Below are 13,090 nucleotides of genomic sequence, written 5' to 3' on the forward strand. Positions count from 1 at the left end.
GCAACCAGGAAATGCTAAGACAATCACTGCTGACGGCAGCGCTCGCGCTGGTTTTCGGTTTTCTCGGCGCAGGCCTGTTCAGCTGGACCGGCATGGCCAACAGCCAGACGCGTGCCTATCTCCTCGAAAACCCCGAAATCCTGCCGGAAATGGCAGATGCGTGGCAGCGACAAGAAGGCGAGCGCAAGCTGGCCAGCGTGACCGACACGGTCAGCGAGCCCTTCCCGGGCGCAGTGCTCGGCAACCCCAATGGCAGCAAGGTTCTGGTCGAGTTCGCCGATTACAATTGCGGCTATTGCAAGCAGAGCCAGGAGGATGTGGCGCGGCTGCTCGATTCCGATCCCGAGTTGAAGATCGTCATTCGCGAATGGCCTATCTTCCAGGGCAGCGAGATGGCCTCGCGCATGGCCCTCGCCGCCGCGAAACAGGGCAAATACGCCGAATTCCACGAGGTGATGTACCGCCTCGCACCCGCAACGCCCGAAACCATCAACCAGGCTGCGCGTGAAGTCGGACTGGACATGGAACAGGCGCAGGTGGACGGCGCAGCGCCAGATGTCGACCGTGAGCTAGCGAGCAATTACGCCCTCGCCCAGCAACTCGGCTTTTCGGGGACCCCAAGTTGGGTGACGTCGAACAAGGTGTTCGAAGGTGCAGTCGGTTTCGGAGCTCTCAGGAAAGCGATCGACAGCGCCGGCGAGTGATGTTCGGCCGCCTGCTCATTGCCGGACTGCTGTTCGCCAGCGTCCCTCACGGCGCGGCTCTGGCGAGTGACGATGGTACGACTGCCGGATTGCGAAATACCCTGCGCGACTTCCAGGCGAAGGAAGCGCGCCTGTTCGAAGCCGGCTGGCGGCTTGCGCGGGGAAATGCGGCCTATTGCGAGGACAAGGAGCTTTCGCTCGGCTGGCTGCTCCACGATGCCGCTGCTTACGGCGATGCGGCTGCGGTGCGTGATGCACTCGGCCTGCAGGGCGACATCGCAGTCCAGGCAGTCGCTTCCGGGTCGCCGGCAGCGCTCGCAGGAATAACGGCAGACGCCGCGCTCATCTCGGTCAACGAGGTGCAGATCGCCGAACAGTTTCCAGCAATGGTCCCGGCCTGGCAGAGGATCCTAGAGGTCAATCGGGCGGTGGCTTTCGAACTCAGTCCCGATTCCCGTGTCGTGGTCGCCTGGGCTTTGCCTACAGGAGACGTGTCGGCAGAGGAAATCCTGCCGGTCGAAACCTGCGCCACGCGGTTCGAGCTGACCCCGAAAGGCGATCAGGCTCTTGCAGATGGCAAACGGGTTCAATTCGGGGCGGAATTTGTCGGGATGGACTACCCGGATGACGAGTTCGCAGCGGCGGTTGCGCACGAGCTGGCGCATAACCTCCTCCGCCATCGCGCATGGCTCGACACCGAGGGCCGCAAGCGCAGGAACTTGCGACTGACCGAGCGCGAGTCGGACCGCCTGATGCCCTGGCTACTCGCCAATGCCGGCTACCCTCCGGAGGCGGCGATACGGTTCATGGAACGCTGGGGACCACGCAATGATGGTGGCCTGTTCCGCAAGCGCACACATGAAGGCTGGGATGAACGTCGCGATGTGATCCGAACCGAAGTCGCACTGGTGAACGCGTTGATTTCCGAAGGAAAACCGGCTGATTGGGCCGCGCGTTTCAAGCGCGACATAACCGCACCCTAGCGTGACCTAACGCGGCACAGGGCGGCACAGGGCGGCACAGGGCGCATCGGATCAGTCGTCGACGACCTTGGCGTACATCGATGCCAGCGGACGCTCCATCACCCGGCGCACCATCGGTTCGAAAAATTCGAGGCTCTCGCTTTCGTAATCCGGATCGAACGCGGCCTGATCGTATTTCTCGCAGAATTCGCGGCAGGCCTCGAAATGCGGGTGGCCGCGGAATTTCTCGCGCGCGTCCTTGTCCATGCCGAGGAAGTGGAAATAGTAATAGCCCTGGAACGCGCCGTGGTTTTCGCAGATCCAGTGGATCTCGTCGGTCACGAAGGGTTTGATGATCGATGCGGCCACCTCGGGGTGGTTATAGCTCCCCAGCGTGTCGCCGATATCGTGGAGCAACGCCATCACGACATATTGTTCGTCACGGCCGTCGCGGTGGGCGCGGGTCGCGGTCTGCAGGCTGTGTTCGAGGCGGCATACGGGAAAGCCGCCAAAATCGCCCTTGAGCAGTTTGAGATGGTCGAGGACGCGGTCGGGCAGGCCCTTGGCAAACTCGCGATATTCCTTGCCGATGATGGCCCAGTCTTCTGCCGTGCCTTCCTTCATCTCGCGGAACTTCGCGTGTTCGTGTGCGCCGTGCAGCGTCTCTGTCATCGTGTTCATTGTCGCTCTCCTACGCCGAGCAGTGTAACCGACGCGCCGGAAACGGGCAAAACAAACTGCACCTTCGCGCAAAATCCGCTATCGGAGGAGGTTATGGCGATGCTGCCCTTCCGCCCCACGCCCTTCTTCGCGAACAAGAACAGGGCTTTCTGGAACCTCCAGCTGGCCGGCTGGGGCGGCGCATTCCTGCTGCGCGCCATGTCCGCACTGGCAAATGGCCAGTCATGGGAATTGCTGGTCGTCATCCTGATCACGACGATCACCGGCTTTTCGATCAGCCTGATCCTGTCGGTGATCTATCGCCAGCTGATCAACCGCAAGCCGCTGGTGACGTGGGGCATGACCGGCGTCGTGCTGATCGTGGCGGTGATCATCCATGCCTCGATCGATGCCTGGGTGCAGGGCATCTATTATGCCGGTATTCGCGAGACGACCTTTGCCCAGCGCTTCATCGGCCTGTCCTACATCCCGCTGACCCTGCTCGGCGGGTGGAGCGCGCTCTATTACGCGACCAATTACTTCCTCACGATCGAGGAGCAGACCGACCGGCTCGAGCGATTGGAAGCGCAGGCGACCAGCGCGCAGCTTGCGATGCTGCGTTACCAGCTCAACCCGCATTTCCTGTTCAACACGCTAAACTCGATCAGCACCCTCGTGCTGCTGAAACAGACCGAGCCTGCAAATGCGATGCTGACACGTCTGTCGTCCTTCCTGCGCCATACGCTGGTGACCCAGCCGGGCAGCCAGGTGACGCTGGCGCAAGAGATCGAGACGCTGAAGCTTTACCTCGGGATCGAGCGGATGCGGTTCGAGGAACGGCTGCGCACCCGCTTCGAGATCGAGGATGCAGCCTGCGATGCCAGCCTGCCTTCGATGCTGCTTCAACCGCTGGTCGAGAACGCGATCAAATATGCCGTCTCGCCGCAGGAAGAGGGTGCCGAAATCGCCGTGACCGCACGCGTTGTCGGCGAAAGGGTGCGAATCACGGTCGAGGACAGTGGCCCGGGCATGGACGGTCCGGTCCAGCGAGACCTGCTCACCTTGGCTGCGAACCGGCCTGGCGAACCGGTGTCGACCGGGGTCGGCCTGGCGAATATTCGCAATCGGTTGCTGCAGGCATATGGAGAAAACCACCGTTTCGAAACGCGATCCGAGCCCGGTGGGGGGTTCAGCGTACTGATCGAAATCCCCTTCGAACCCGAGGCGAGCGAAGAACCCGATTTCGCCCCGGCAGCGCAAAAATTGAAACCCACACCCCCTGAGCCCGTTATCCCCCTTGAAGCGGGCCGCCCTATTGGAAGTAACGCATGACTATTCGCACAATCCTGGTCGATGACGAGAAGCTGGCCATCCAGGGCCTGCAACTGCGGCTCGAGCCCTTCGAAGACGTCGAAATCATCGGCACCTGTTCGAACGGCCGCGAAGCCATCCGCAAGATCAAGACGGAAAAACCCGATCTCGTCTTCCTCGACATCCAGATGCCCGGTTTCGACGGATTTTCGGTCGTGAAGGGTGTGATGGAGATCGAACCCCCGCTGTTCGTGTTCGTCACTGCATTCGAGGAACACGCCATCCGCGCCTTCGAAGCGAATGCGGTCAATTATCTGATGAAGCCGGTCGATGAAGACAAGCTGGCAGACACGATCGAACGTGTGCGCATGCGCATCGCCGAAAAGAAGAGCGCCGAAGAAGCCGAAAAGCTGATGCACGTGCTGAGCGAAGTCGCGCCCGACAAGGCCGAGGAATTCTCCGATGGCGAAGGCGAGGCCGGCGACCGTTACGAGAAGCTGATCAACGTGAAGGATCGCGGCCAGATCTTCCGCGTCGAAACCGACACGATCGAACATATCGAGGCGGCCGGCGATTACATGTGCATCTACACCGGCGACAATTCGCTGATCCTGCGCGAAACGATGAAGGACCTCGAACGCCGGCTCGATCCGCGCAAGTTCCAGCGCGTCCACCGTTCGACCATCGTCAATCTCGACCAGGTGCGCCAGGTCCGCCCGCACACCAATGGCGAATGTTTCCTCGTGCTCGACAGCGGCGCAGAAGTGAAGGTTTCGCGCAGCTATCGCGACGTCGTGGCGCGCTTCGTTCATTGATTTGTTTGCCGCACCGACCTCCGTCGGAGCGTCCTCGCTAGACGTGCAGCAAGCTGCACCCGCTGCGGGCGGGCGGTCGCCCTTGCCGGGCCTCCACCGGCCCGGTTAGGAACACTGCATGACATTTAAACTGACCGGTTTCGATCTCGACAAATTCGTCCGTGACACGCTGGCCGAAGATCTTGGCGAGGGGCTGCCCGGAGGCGGGAAGGACGTCACTTCCGAAAGCGTGATTCCCGCAGACGCGCGTTTTTCGGGCGTGATGGACACGCGCGATGCAATCCATGTCGCGGGACTACCCGTGGCAGAGGCGTTCTTCCGCACGCTCGACCCCGACATGACCATCACCATCCTCGTCGAGGAAGGCGCGAGCGTTCCGGCCGGAACCGACCTCATGCATCTCGAGGGCAATGCCCGCGCCATGCTGACGGCAGAGCGCGCCGCGCTCAATACCGTCCAGCACCTCTCCGGCATCGCCACCATGGTCGCCGAGTATGTGCGGGCAATGGACAATCCCGATTGCACGCTGCTCGACACGCGCAAGACCATTCCGGGCCTGCGCCACCTCGAAAAATACGCGGTGCGCATGGGTGGTGGCAGCAACCACCGCATGGGATTGTGGGATGCTGCGATGATCAAGGACAACCACGTGCTTGTCGCCGGATCGGTGGGCGAGGCCGTCCGCCGCGCCGTCGAAGGTGGCGTGAAGGACATCATCTGCGAGGTCGACCGGATCGACCAGATCGAACCTGCACTGCAAGCGGGCGCGACCCGCCTGCTGCTCGACAATATGGAACCTGATACCCTGCGCGAAGCGGTAGCTCTCGTCGCAGGCCGCGTACCGACAGAGGCAAGCGGCGGGATCAACCTGCAAACGATCAAGGCCAAGGCGGCGACAGGCGTCGACTATGTCTCTGTCGGACGATTGACCCAGAGCGCGCCGGCTGCGGATATCGGGCTGGATTTCACGCCGCTCTGATTGCCCTTGCCGGATAAACCGTTATTCTCTCCGCAGTTTTCATGGGGGAGGGTACGCCATGCGTCCTGCATCAATACAAATGTTCGACAAGCTTTACCTGGGTTCGCTTGTCGTCGGCCTGATCAATTTCGTGCTGTTTTTCGACGACATGGTCGCGATGACCCAGGGCGACCTGGCAGAAATCGGCATGGGCAGCGGCTTCATGATCGGCGTATTTGCCTTCGGCATCACGATCTCGCTGCTGCTGTGGTATTTCATCTCGCGCCGCGCGAGCAAGGTGGCGAAATGGATCCTCGTGGTCCTCACCATATGGGGCCTGATCGGCATTCCGGCGACGCTGGCCCTTCCCACTGTCCAGATGCTGATGTCGCTGCTCGCGACGGCACTGTCGCTGGGTTCGATCTATTTCCTGTTCACGCCCGATGCGAAGGCATGGTTCGACGGAAGTTCGGCCGCCGACCCTTCGGTTTTCGAATGAGGATCAGCGCCGCAGGCATCGTCTGGCTTGCGGCGCTTTTCACTACCGGCGCGGCACAGGCACAATCCTATCAATGCCGGATGCCGCGAGCGGTTACCCCGCCCTTCGCCGAACGCGAGGGGCCGATCCGGCAAACGCCGGTCAGCGGCTATACCATGGCGCTCAGCTGGAGCCCCGAATACTGTCGTGGGCGCGAAAGCAGCAGGGCACAGGCGCTGCAATGTTCGGGTCGCCACGGACGCTTCGGCTTCGTGCTGCACGGACTATGGCCCGATAGCGAGCGCGGATGGCCGCAATGGTGCCCGACGCAGCAACACCCGACCGGAATCGACGTCGCACGGCAGCTTTGCGTGTCGCCATCGACCAGCCTCGTCGTCCATCAATGGGCAAAGCATGGCAGCTGCATGACGCGGCGCCCGGCGACCTATTACAAGGTCGCGAACATCCTCTGGAACTCCTACCGCTGGCCCGATTACGACCGCATTTCGCGGCAGGACGGGCTGACCGCAGGCGAAATCCGCAAGGCCTTCGTCGATGCCAATCCGGGCTGGACCTCGGCCGGGGTCGGCGTGCACCTCAACCAGCGCGGCTGGCTCGAGGAATTGCGCCTCTGTTACGACAGGCGCTTCCGCCCCTCGCGCTGCGACCGCAGCCGCATGGGCGCAAAGGACGATGCCAAGGCTAAGATCTGGCGCGGGCTCTAGAGCCTAGCGTCGCTCGCGGAAGAATTCGCGCAGCATGTCGCCCGCTTCCTGCTCGGCAAGTCCGGTATAAACCTCGGGCCGGTGGAGGCACTGATCCTGCTCGAACACGCGTGCGCCATGTTCGACCGCGCCCCCCTTGGGATCGCTCGCCGCGTAATAGAGCCGGGCGATTCGCGCGTGGCTGATCGCGCCTGCACACATCGCGCAAGGTTCGAGCGTGACATAGAGGTCGCATCCGGTCAGCCGATCCTGCCCCAGCGCTTCTGCCGCCATGCGAAGCGCGCGAATCTCGGCATGGCCTGTGGGATCGGGCGGCTGGCGGGTGCGGTTGGCGGCAACCGCGACAATCTCACCATCGAGCGCCACGACCGCGCCGATCGGCACTTCGCCTTGCGTGCCAGCCTCGCTTGCGGCATCGAGCGCACGGCGCATCGGCTCGGGGACCGGCCATCTAGTCATGAAGGGGATCCGCAGCACGTCATCGCACCGCGCTAGCGGCTTGTCGGGCAGGCGGCAACTTTGCTTGACGATTCGCCCATGCCCCGCTAAGCGCGCCGCTTTCCGGGAAAACCCGACTGGTAATGGGTCTGCCGAATCACTTGGCGGCCTGCAATTGTGAACGAACGAGAGATATCATGTCGCGCATCTGCGAACTGACCGGCAAAGGCCGCCAGGTTGGCCACAACGTGAGCCACGCCAACAACAAGACCAAGCGGGTATTCCTGCCCAATTTGCAGAACGTCACGCTGCTGAGCGAAAAGCTCGACCGCAGCTTCAAGTTCCGCGTTTCGACACAGGGCCTGCGTTCGGTCGAACACAATGGCGGTCTCGACAACTGGCTGCTGAAGACCAGCGACGAGAAGCTTTCGGCAGGCGCGCTCAAGGTGAAGCGCGAGCTGAAGAAGGCGATGGCTGCGGCCTGACCTTCCGGCCTCACGGCCAGCTTTGGTATTCGAAAGGCGTGCGGGGGCGACCCTGCGCGCTTTTTCGCGTCAACCGTCCTTCATGGCGTTTTCGCGCGTTGCGGCAGGATCCCAGCGCAGCTTGTAGAGCAGCGTGCGCTGGAAACTCGCGCCATTGTCGTCCGACATGATCCAGAGCGTCAGGCCGCCACCCTCGCGCTGCTGCACCGCCAGACCTTCGAAATTGTCGCTCGGCAATGAGGCGGGAAAGGTCGCGAGCACTTCGGCACGCCAAATCTCGCCGGCCCTGATTTCTGCCGGATCGGCAATCGCCAGTTTCGCCCCGAATCGCGGGGGCAGGTAACCCTTGATAGAACGCATCAGGATCACCACGCGCCCGTCGGGCAACGCATGGGCATCGGTCGCACGAAAGCCATCGGGCGCAGCGAAGCGGAACGAGGTCGCCTCTGCGCCCGCAACCGGATCGCCATCGAACAGCAGCGCCGGATAGCCCACTTCTCCCAATCCGGCCTTTCCTTCACCGATGGCGAGGAAGCGCCCGCCTGCCAGCCGGGTCAGCGTTTCCGCCCCGCCATTGATCGGCCAGTCCTTCATTCCGGCAGGTTTCGCGCGCTGCGCCCCCTTGAGGTCATAGCCGCTGCGCTCGATCGTGTTGGTGCCTTCATAGGCGATCCACACGCGGCGGCTCGTTGCATCCAGCGTCACCGCCTCCGCATCGACCTGCCGCTTGTCACCCAGCCGCGCCCGGTCTAGTTCGCCAAACACAGCCCCTGTTCCGGACCCCGGCACGCCAAAACGCATCCAGCTGCCCTTGTCGCTGACCGCCAGAAATTCGTCGTCACCGATGGCGGCCAGCCCGGAGAACCCGCCGAACAGGTCGTTGGGGCTGGTCAGGTGCCACACGCCCTCTATCTCGAAGCCATCGAATGAGCGGGGCTCGTGCGTGAGCGGCGCCATGCGGAGGATCGGCCGAAGGTCCGGCTCCCCCATCGGCGTGCGGACAAAGGTGCCGGGAGCCAGCGCAAGCGCGACCAGCGCAATCATGACCAGCCGCCATTTCATGGGAAAACGTGTTTGCCGCCGCGCCGCGTCAGGTCAAGCCCGCGGGCGCTTCAGGACATGGGACCGGTGAACAGCAGCGGATCGAGCCGCGCATTGAACCATTTCAGGCTCCAGTGGAGATGTGGCCCGGTGGCGCGACCGCTCGCACCGATCCTGCCGATAACCTGCCCCTGTTTCACCCGGTCACCTTCCTTCACGAGAAGTTCCGAGGAATGGAGGAAGGCGCTGTTGAGGCCCTGCCCGTGGTCGATGATCAGCAGCTTGCCTTCGAGCGAGAAATCGTCAGCTGCCAGCACGACGACACCATCGGCAGGGGCAACATAAGGCGTCCCGCTGGTGCCGGTCGAAATGTCGATTCCCGAATGATAGCTTCCGGGTTCGCCGCGGTAGATGCGCTGGGAGCCGAACCGGCCCGAGATTCGCCCGGTCACCGGCCAGATGAATTGCTGGCTCCACCCTCCGGCGCCCGTGCGTTTTTCGCGCGCGTTCCAGATCGCGTCGAGTTCGGGGCGGCGGCGCGCCATGAAGGCCTCGCTCGAACCGCCGGGACGACGGGCGGCATTGACCCGTTCGATCTGCCAGTCCCGCGGCGTCACCGTCAGGGGCGAAATTACAGTCTTGCCGCCCTTCAGTTCGGCGACGAGCGTTTCCTGCGTTCCGGCATCGCGGTCGAATGCGGCGAAAAACCGCCCTTCCTCACCCAAAACCAGTTTCTGCTCGCCCAGCCGCGCCGCGACTGTGCCCGCAGGTGCCTGGCCACGAATCCAGCCGCCTTGCGTCAATTCACCCGAATAGAGAAAGGTGGTCGGACCCTTCGGCGTATCAGGGGTGGGAGTAGGGGCCGGCGCTCTAGCTGCAACGGGAGATGCCGCCGGTGTCGGCAGAGCCTGCACTGTCTCGCCGCTTTCGGCAGGGCCACCGCTGCATGCCGCCAGCAGGCAGCTCGCAGCCAGGAATATTGCGAATTTCGATCCGGCTGCGCGAATCAGTCCTGCTCCGCCAGGCGCTGGGCAGCTGCCTCTGCAGAAGCATAGGGTTCCTGGTGCTTGGCGCTCCAGTACCGCAGTTCCTCCAGCGGGATCGCCTCGCCGGTGATCGCACAAAATACGTGCTGGCCTGCGCGAAGCACGCGGAAACTATTGGGGCCGTAGTGGAGCTTCGCCCCGTCGTCGCTCGATGACATCAACATGGCAGTCCCCTTAGCAAAGCGCGCCTATCCGAACAAATCATCCTGCACGGGCGGGGTTCCTCCTGCGGCGGACGGTTTCGCACGGCGAGGTTTGGAGCTGGCGGGCTTGGGCGGTGGCGGCGGTGAGGATGGGCTGGCATCGGACCCCTCGCGCAGGACGGAGAGCTTGCCATCGCGGAACTGCAGGACAAGCCGGTCATGGTGCTCCGCAGCGGTTTTCCCGGTCAATGCATTGCCATCGGCATCGCGAACGATGGCATAACCGCGTTCGAGCGGCTTTTCCGGATGAAACTGGCTCGCGACCCGCCACAATGCGTCGAGACGGTCGCGGCCAAGCCCGATGGGGCGGGTGACGAGCGCTGGCTGCAACCTAGCGCCATCGAGCCTGCGCCTAGCATCGCGCAATCCGCCTTCCAGCAATCGCGGGGAAAGGCGTGCAGCGCTGCGGGTCAGCTTGTCGCGGCCGGTCGCGGCACGGTCCATCAGCCCGCGGCGTAGACGCTCCGAAAGTTCATCCAGGCGCTGTGCCTGCGGTTGCAGGAGGTTCTGTGCCTGCGGCAGACGACGGACGCGGGCGTCGAGGCGTTCGCGCCCCATCTCGATCGGCCGATAGACCGCGCGGCGCTGGCGATTCCCGAAATCGGCGACGGTCGCAATCAGCTCCGTCCTGACCGGGACCGCCATTTCGGCGGCCGCAGTAGGGGTCGGCGCGCGCCGGTCGGCAGCATAGTCGGCAAGGGTCGTATCGGTCTCGTGACCCACCGCAGAAATAACCGGAATGGAACATTCCGCGATTGCGCGAACGACGACCTCTTCGTTGAAGGACCACAGGTCCTCGATCGAGCCGCCGCCGCGCGCAACGATCACCAGGTCCGGACGGGGCACGGAACCCTCCTCGGAAAGCGCTGAAAACCCGCGAATTGCCTGTGCAACCTGTTCGGCGGCACCCTGCCCCTGCACCAGCACCGGCCACACCAGCACGTGCGAGGGGAAGCGGTCTTCCAGCCGGTGCAGGATGTCGCGGATAACCGATCCGGTTGGCGAAGTGACAACGCCAATCACCTTGGGCAGGTAGGGAATTTCGCGCTTCCGCTCGCGCGCGAACAGCCCTTCAGCCTCCAGTCTTGCCTTGGTCTTCTCGAGCAAGGCGAGCAATGCCCCCTCGCCCGCGATTTCCATGCTGTCGACCACGATCTGGTACTTCGACCGCCCGGGATAGGTGGTGATCTTGCCGCTCGCGATCACTTCGATCCCGTCTTCGGGCCGGAATGCCAAGCGCCCGGCATTGCCGCGCCACATGACCGCATCGATCACGGCATTTTCGTCCTTGAGCGAGCAGTACATGTGACCCGACGCGGCGCGCTTGACGCCCGACAGCTCGCCCCGCAGGCGCACGAAGCCGAACCGATCCTCGACCGTCCGCTTCAATGCCGACGAAATCTCGCTGATTGTCAGCGGCTCGGCGTTGTCGCCCTTGGCCGAGCGCGCTACCAGCCCTCCAGCATTGTCGTATTCTTCGGGAGCAGCCATGAATATCCTTCTTCTGGGCTCGGGCGGGCGCGAACATGCGCTGGCGTGGAAACTGGCGCAATCCCCCTCGCTCACAAAGCTTTACGCTGCCCCCGGAAACCCGGGCATCGCCGAGGAAGCCGAACTGGTTGCACTCGATGCGACCAATCACGCAGCCGTGATCGCATTTTGCCAGAAGCACGGGATCGCGCTCGTCGTGGTCGGGCCCGAGGCCCCGCTTGTGGACGGGCTGGCCGACAGCCTTCGCAGCGCCGGAATCGCGGTGTTCGGCCCGTCGAAGGCGGCGGCACAGCTGGAAGGCAGCAAGGGCTTTACCAAGGATCTGTGCGAGCGCGCAGGCATTCCGACCGCTGGATATGTCAGGACGTCCACCCTCGGCGAAGCGACGGCGGCGCTCGACCGTTTCGATGCGCCCTATGTCCTGAAGGCAGACGGGCTTGCTGCTGGCAAGGGCGTCGTGATTGCCGAGACCCGCACGCAAGCCGAGGCCGCGCTGGCCGACATGTTCGGCGGCCAGTTCGGCGATGCCGGTGCCGAGGTCGTGATCGAGGAATTCATGCGCGGAGAGGAAGCAAGCTTCTTCGCGCTTACAGACGGTACCGCGATCCTGCCCTTTGGCAGCGCGCAGGACCACAAGCGTGTCGGCGAAGGCGATACCGGCCCCAATACCGGCGGCATGGGTGCCTATTCCCCTGCGCCGGTTCTGACGCCGGAGCTCGAGGCGCAAGTGATGCGCGAAATCATCGAACCGACAGTCAACACGATGCGCGCAGAAGGAATGCCTTATTCGGGCGTACTTTACGCAGGGCTGATGCTGACCGAGACCGGGCCGAGGCTGATCGAATACAATTGCCGTTTCGGCGATCCGGAATGTCAGGTTCTGATGATGCGTTACCGGGGCGACCTCGCGCAGCTGATGCTCGCCTGCGCGGAAGGGCGACTGGACGGCTGCGATGCCCCCTTTGGCGACGAAACCGCGCTTACCGTCGTAATGGCGGCCAAGGGCTATCCCGGCACGCCAGAGAAAGGCGGCGCGATCAATGTGGGCGGCGCGCAATCGGTATCCGGCAAGGTCTTCCACGCCGGAACCGCGATGGCTGACGGCGCGCTGGTGGCAAACGGAGGCCGCGTGCTCAACGTGACGGCGATGGGCCAGAACGTGACCGAGGCGCAGCGGATTGCCTACGAAGCGGTTGATGCAATCTCATTCCCGAGCGGCTTCTGCCGCCGCGATATCGGCTGGCGCGAGGTCGAACGCGAAGCAGCGAACAAGGCGGGCTGAGCGCGCTTGCCAAGCCCGCCTGGTGGTGGGATGCTTGGCCAGTTGGTTGGCGCCAAGTTGGTTGGGCCAATTTGATTGGAATCGGGTTTCGGAGAATCGATAATGCGGCGTATCCTGTTTCTCGCGGCGCTCGTCCCACTGGTGGCGGGATGCATGACCTCCGAAATTCCGGAGACGGCTCCGCGCGGCGCGCAGCAAACCGCCGCCAAGACCGTCGATCACGATACGCTCGCCTTCGTCCAGGCTGCCTGCGGCGGCTGCCACGCGTTGGAAGACAACGAGTTGTCGCCCAATCCGCATGCCCCGCGCTGGGTCGATATCGCCAACCGCGAGGAACTGACCGAGGAAACCATGGTCAGCTGGCTGCTCGACGCGCACAACTATCCCGAGGTGATGGATTTCGACCTCGAACCGAAGCAGGCGCAAATGGTCGCAGACTATCTGATGACGCTGCGCACTGACGACTACAAGCGGATGCCCGACTGAGGCTC

General features: G+C 63.3%; 16 protein-coding genes. 10 read left to right on the forward strand and 6 right to left on the reverse strand.

The window, feature by feature from the left end; genetic code table 11:
* Positions 1 to 11 precede the first annotated feature (11 nt).
* Positions 12 to 704 carry a DsbA family protein gene (locus tag AMC99_RS12035; RefSeq protein WP_061926858.1) on the forward strand — a complete coding sequence of 231 codons (693 nt, stop codon included), beginning with the start codon at positions 12 to 14 and terminating at the stop codon, positions 702 to 704.
* A complete protein-coding gene (locus AMC99_RS12040; RefSeq protein ID WP_061926860.1) occupies positions 704 to 1,687 on the forward strand; it encodes a M48 family metalloprotease in 984 nt (327 codons plus the stop codon). The genes AMC99_RS12035 and AMC99_RS12040 overlap by 1 nt, the downstream gene beginning before the upstream one ends.
* Positions 1,688 to 1,738: 51 nt before the next feature.
* Here the strand turns inward: AMC99_RS12040 and AMC99_RS12045 are convergent, their stop codons facing one another.
* Positions 1,739 to 2,347 carry an HD domain-containing protein gene (locus AMC99_RS12045; protein ID WP_232301413.1) on the reverse strand — a complete coding sequence of 203 codons (609 nt, stop codon included), beginning with the start codon at positions 2,345 to 2,347 and terminating at the stop codon, positions 1,739 to 1,741.
* A 93-nt stretch (positions 2,348 to 2,440) separates the two neighbouring features.
* Here AMC99_RS12045 and AMC99_RS12050 point away from each other — a divergent pair, with 93 nt between their 5' ends.
* The 5 genes from AMC99_RS12050 (at position 2,441) to AMC99_RS12070 (ending at position 6,613) form a co-directional block, all read left to right on the forward strand.
* A complete protein-coding gene (locus AMC99_RS12050; RefSeq protein WP_061926862.1) occupies positions 2,441 to 3,658 on the forward strand; it encodes a sensor histidine kinase in 1,218 nt (405 codons plus the stop codon).
* Positions 3,655 to 4,452 carry a LytR/AlgR family response regulator transcription factor gene (locus tag AMC99_RS12055; RefSeq protein ID WP_061926864.1) on the forward strand — a complete coding sequence of 266 codons (798 nt, stop codon included), beginning with the start codon at positions 3,655 to 3,657 and terminating at the stop codon, positions 4,450 to 4,452. The genes AMC99_RS12050 and AMC99_RS12055 overlap by 4 nt, the downstream gene beginning before the upstream one ends.
* Before the next feature lie 118 nt (positions 4,453 to 4,570).
* The gene (gene nadC / locus AMC99_RS12060) at positions 4,571 to 5,431 is read left to right on the forward strand and encodes a carboxylating nicotinate-nucleotide diphosphorylase (RefSeq protein ID WP_061926866.1); all 861 of its coding nucleotides are present in this window, start codon (positions 4,571 to 4,573) and stop codon (positions 5,429 to 5,431) included.
* 58 nt (positions 5,432 to 5,489) lie between these two features.
* Positions 5,490 to 5,909, forward strand: a complete 420-nt coding sequence (locus AMC99_RS12065) for a hypothetical protein (RefSeq protein ID WP_157058325.1) — start codon at positions 5,490 to 5,492, stop codon at positions 5,907 to 5,909.
* Positions 5,906 to 6,613: a ribonuclease T2 family protein gene (locus AMC99_RS12070; protein ID WP_061926870.1), complete on the forward strand. Its 708-nt coding sequence runs from the start codon at positions 5,906 to 5,908 to the stop codon at positions 6,611 to 6,613. The genes AMC99_RS12065 and AMC99_RS12070 overlap by 4 nt, the downstream gene beginning before the upstream one ends.
* A 3-nt stretch (positions 6,614 to 6,616) precedes the next feature.
* Here AMC99_RS12070 and AMC99_RS12075 read toward each other — a convergent pair whose 3' ends face one another.
* On the reverse strand, positions 6,617 to 7,072 hold the full coding sequence (locus AMC99_RS12075) for a nucleoside deaminase (RefSeq protein ID WP_083440241.1): 456 nt from the start codon (positions 7,070 to 7,072) through the stop codon (positions 6,617 to 6,619).
* Between the two features lie 176 nt (positions 7,073 to 7,248).
* Here AMC99_RS12075 and rpmB point away from each other — a divergent pair, with 176 nt between their 5' ends.
* A complete protein-coding gene (rpmB, locus tag AMC99_RS12080; protein WP_061926874.1) occupies positions 7,249 to 7,536 on the forward strand; it encodes a 50S ribosomal protein L28 in 288 nt (95 codons plus the stop codon).
* Positions 7,537 to 7,605: 69 nt separating this feature from the next.
* Here rpmB and AMC99_RS12085 read toward each other — a convergent pair whose 3' ends face one another.
* The 4 genes from AMC99_RS12085 to xseA form a co-directional block, all read right to left on the reverse strand.
* Positions 7,606 to 8,598 carry an esterase-like activity of phytase family protein gene (locus AMC99_RS12085; RefSeq protein ID WP_061926876.1) on the reverse strand — a complete coding sequence of 331 codons (993 nt, stop codon included), beginning with the start codon at positions 8,596 to 8,598 and terminating at the stop codon, positions 7,606 to 7,608.
* A gap of 50 nt (positions 8,599 to 8,648) precedes the next feature.
* Positions 8,649 to 9,491 carry a M23 family metallopeptidase gene (locus AMC99_RS12090; RefSeq protein WP_232301415.1) on the reverse strand — a complete coding sequence of 281 codons (843 nt, stop codon included), beginning with the start codon at positions 9,489 to 9,491 and terminating at the stop codon, positions 8,649 to 8,651.
* Between the two features lie 92 nt (positions 9,492 to 9,583).
* Entirely contained in the window at positions 9,584 to 9,787 is a 204-nt protein-coding gene (locus AMC99_RS12095) for a DUF2093 domain-containing protein (RefSeq protein ID WP_061926878.1), read from the reverse strand.
* A gap of 24 nt (positions 9,788 to 9,811) precedes the next feature.
* Positions 9,812 to 11,317, reverse strand: coding sequence for an exodeoxyribonuclease VII large subunit (gene xseA, locus AMC99_RS12100; RefSeq protein ID WP_061926880.1), 1,506 nt, complete (start codon positions 11,315 to 11,317; stop codon positions 9,812 to 9,814).
* On the opposite strand from xseA, the gene purD reads away from it, so the two are divergent.
* Both purD and AMC99_RS12110 read left to right on the forward strand, forming a co-directional pair.
* The gene (gene purD, locus AMC99_RS12105) at positions 11,316 to 12,599 is read left to right on the forward strand and encodes a phosphoribosylamine--glycine ligase (protein WP_061926882.1); all 1,284 of its coding nucleotides are present in this window, start codon (positions 11,316 to 11,318) and stop codon (positions 12,597 to 12,599) included. The genes xseA and purD overlap by 2 nt on opposite strands.
* Before the next feature lie 102 nt (positions 12,600 to 12,701).
* The gene (locus AMC99_RS12110; protein ID WP_061926884.1) at positions 12,702 to 13,085 is read left to right on the forward strand and encodes a hypothetical protein; all 384 of its coding nucleotides are present in this window, start codon (positions 12,702 to 12,704) and stop codon (positions 13,083 to 13,085) included.
* The last annotated feature ends 5 nt before the right edge of the window (positions 13,086 to 13,090 follow it).

The organism is Altererythrobacter epoxidivorans (assembly GCF_001281485.1).
GTDB lineage: Bacteria > Pseudomonadota > Alphaproteobacteria > Sphingomonadales > Sphingomonadaceae > Erythrobacter > Erythrobacter epoxidivorans.

Coding starts and splice junctions, on each gene's coding strand:
- AMC99_RS12095 (WP_061926878.1), bottom strand. CDS start 9,787: ATGTTGATGTCATCGAGCGACGACGGGGCGAAGCTCCACTACGGCCCC.
- AMC99_RS12070 (WP_061926870.1), top strand. CDS start 5,906: ATGAGGATCAGCGCCGCAGGCATCGTCTGGCTTGCGGCGCTTTTCACT.
- xseA (WP_061926880.1), bottom strand. CDS start 11,317: ATGGCTGCTCCCGAAGAATACGACAATGCTGGAGGGCTGGTAGCGCGC.
- AMC99_RS12035 (WP_061926858.1), top strand. CDS start 12: ATGCTAAGACAATCACTGCTGACGGCAGCGCTCGCGCTGGTTTTCGGT.
- AMC99_RS12040 (WP_061926860.1), top strand. CDS start 704: ATGTTCGGCCGCCTGCTCATTGCCGGACTGCTGTTCGCCAGCGTCCCT.
- AMC99_RS12045 (WP_232301413.1), bottom strand. CDS start 2,347: ATGAACACGATGACAGAGACGCTGCACGGCGCACACGAACACGCGAAG.
- AMC99_RS12075 (WP_083440241.1), bottom strand. CDS start 7,072: ATGACTAGATGGCCGGTCCCCGAGCCGATGCGCCGTGCGCTCGATGCC.
- AMC99_RS12085 (WP_061926876.1), bottom strand. CDS start 8,598: ATGAAATGGCGGCTGGTCATGATTGCGCTGGTCGCGCTTGCGCTGGCT.
- AMC99_RS12065 (WP_157058325.1), top strand. CDS start 5,490: ATGCGTCCTGCATCAATACAAATGTTCGACAAGCTTTACCTGGGTTCG.
- purD (WP_061926882.1), top strand. CDS start 11,316: ATGAATATCCTTCTTCTGGGCTCGGGCGGGCGCGAACATGCGCTGGCG.
- rpmB (WP_061926874.1), top strand. CDS start 7,249: ATGTCGCGCATCTGCGAACTGACCGGCAAAGGCCGCCAGGTTGGCCAC.
- AMC99_RS12055 (WP_061926864.1), top strand. CDS start 3,655: ATGACTATTCGCACAATCCTGGTCGATGACGAGAAGCTGGCCATCCAG.
- nadC (WP_061926866.1), top strand. CDS start 4,571: ATGACATTTAAACTGACCGGTTTCGATCTCGACAAATTCGTCCGTGAC.
- AMC99_RS12050 (WP_061926862.1), top strand. CDS start 2,441: ATGGCGATGCTGCCCTTCCGCCCCACGCCCTTCTTCGCGAACAAGAAC.
- AMC99_RS12110 (WP_061926884.1), top strand. CDS start 12,702: ATGCGGCGTATCCTGTTTCTCGCGGCGCTCGTCCCACTGGTGGCGGGA.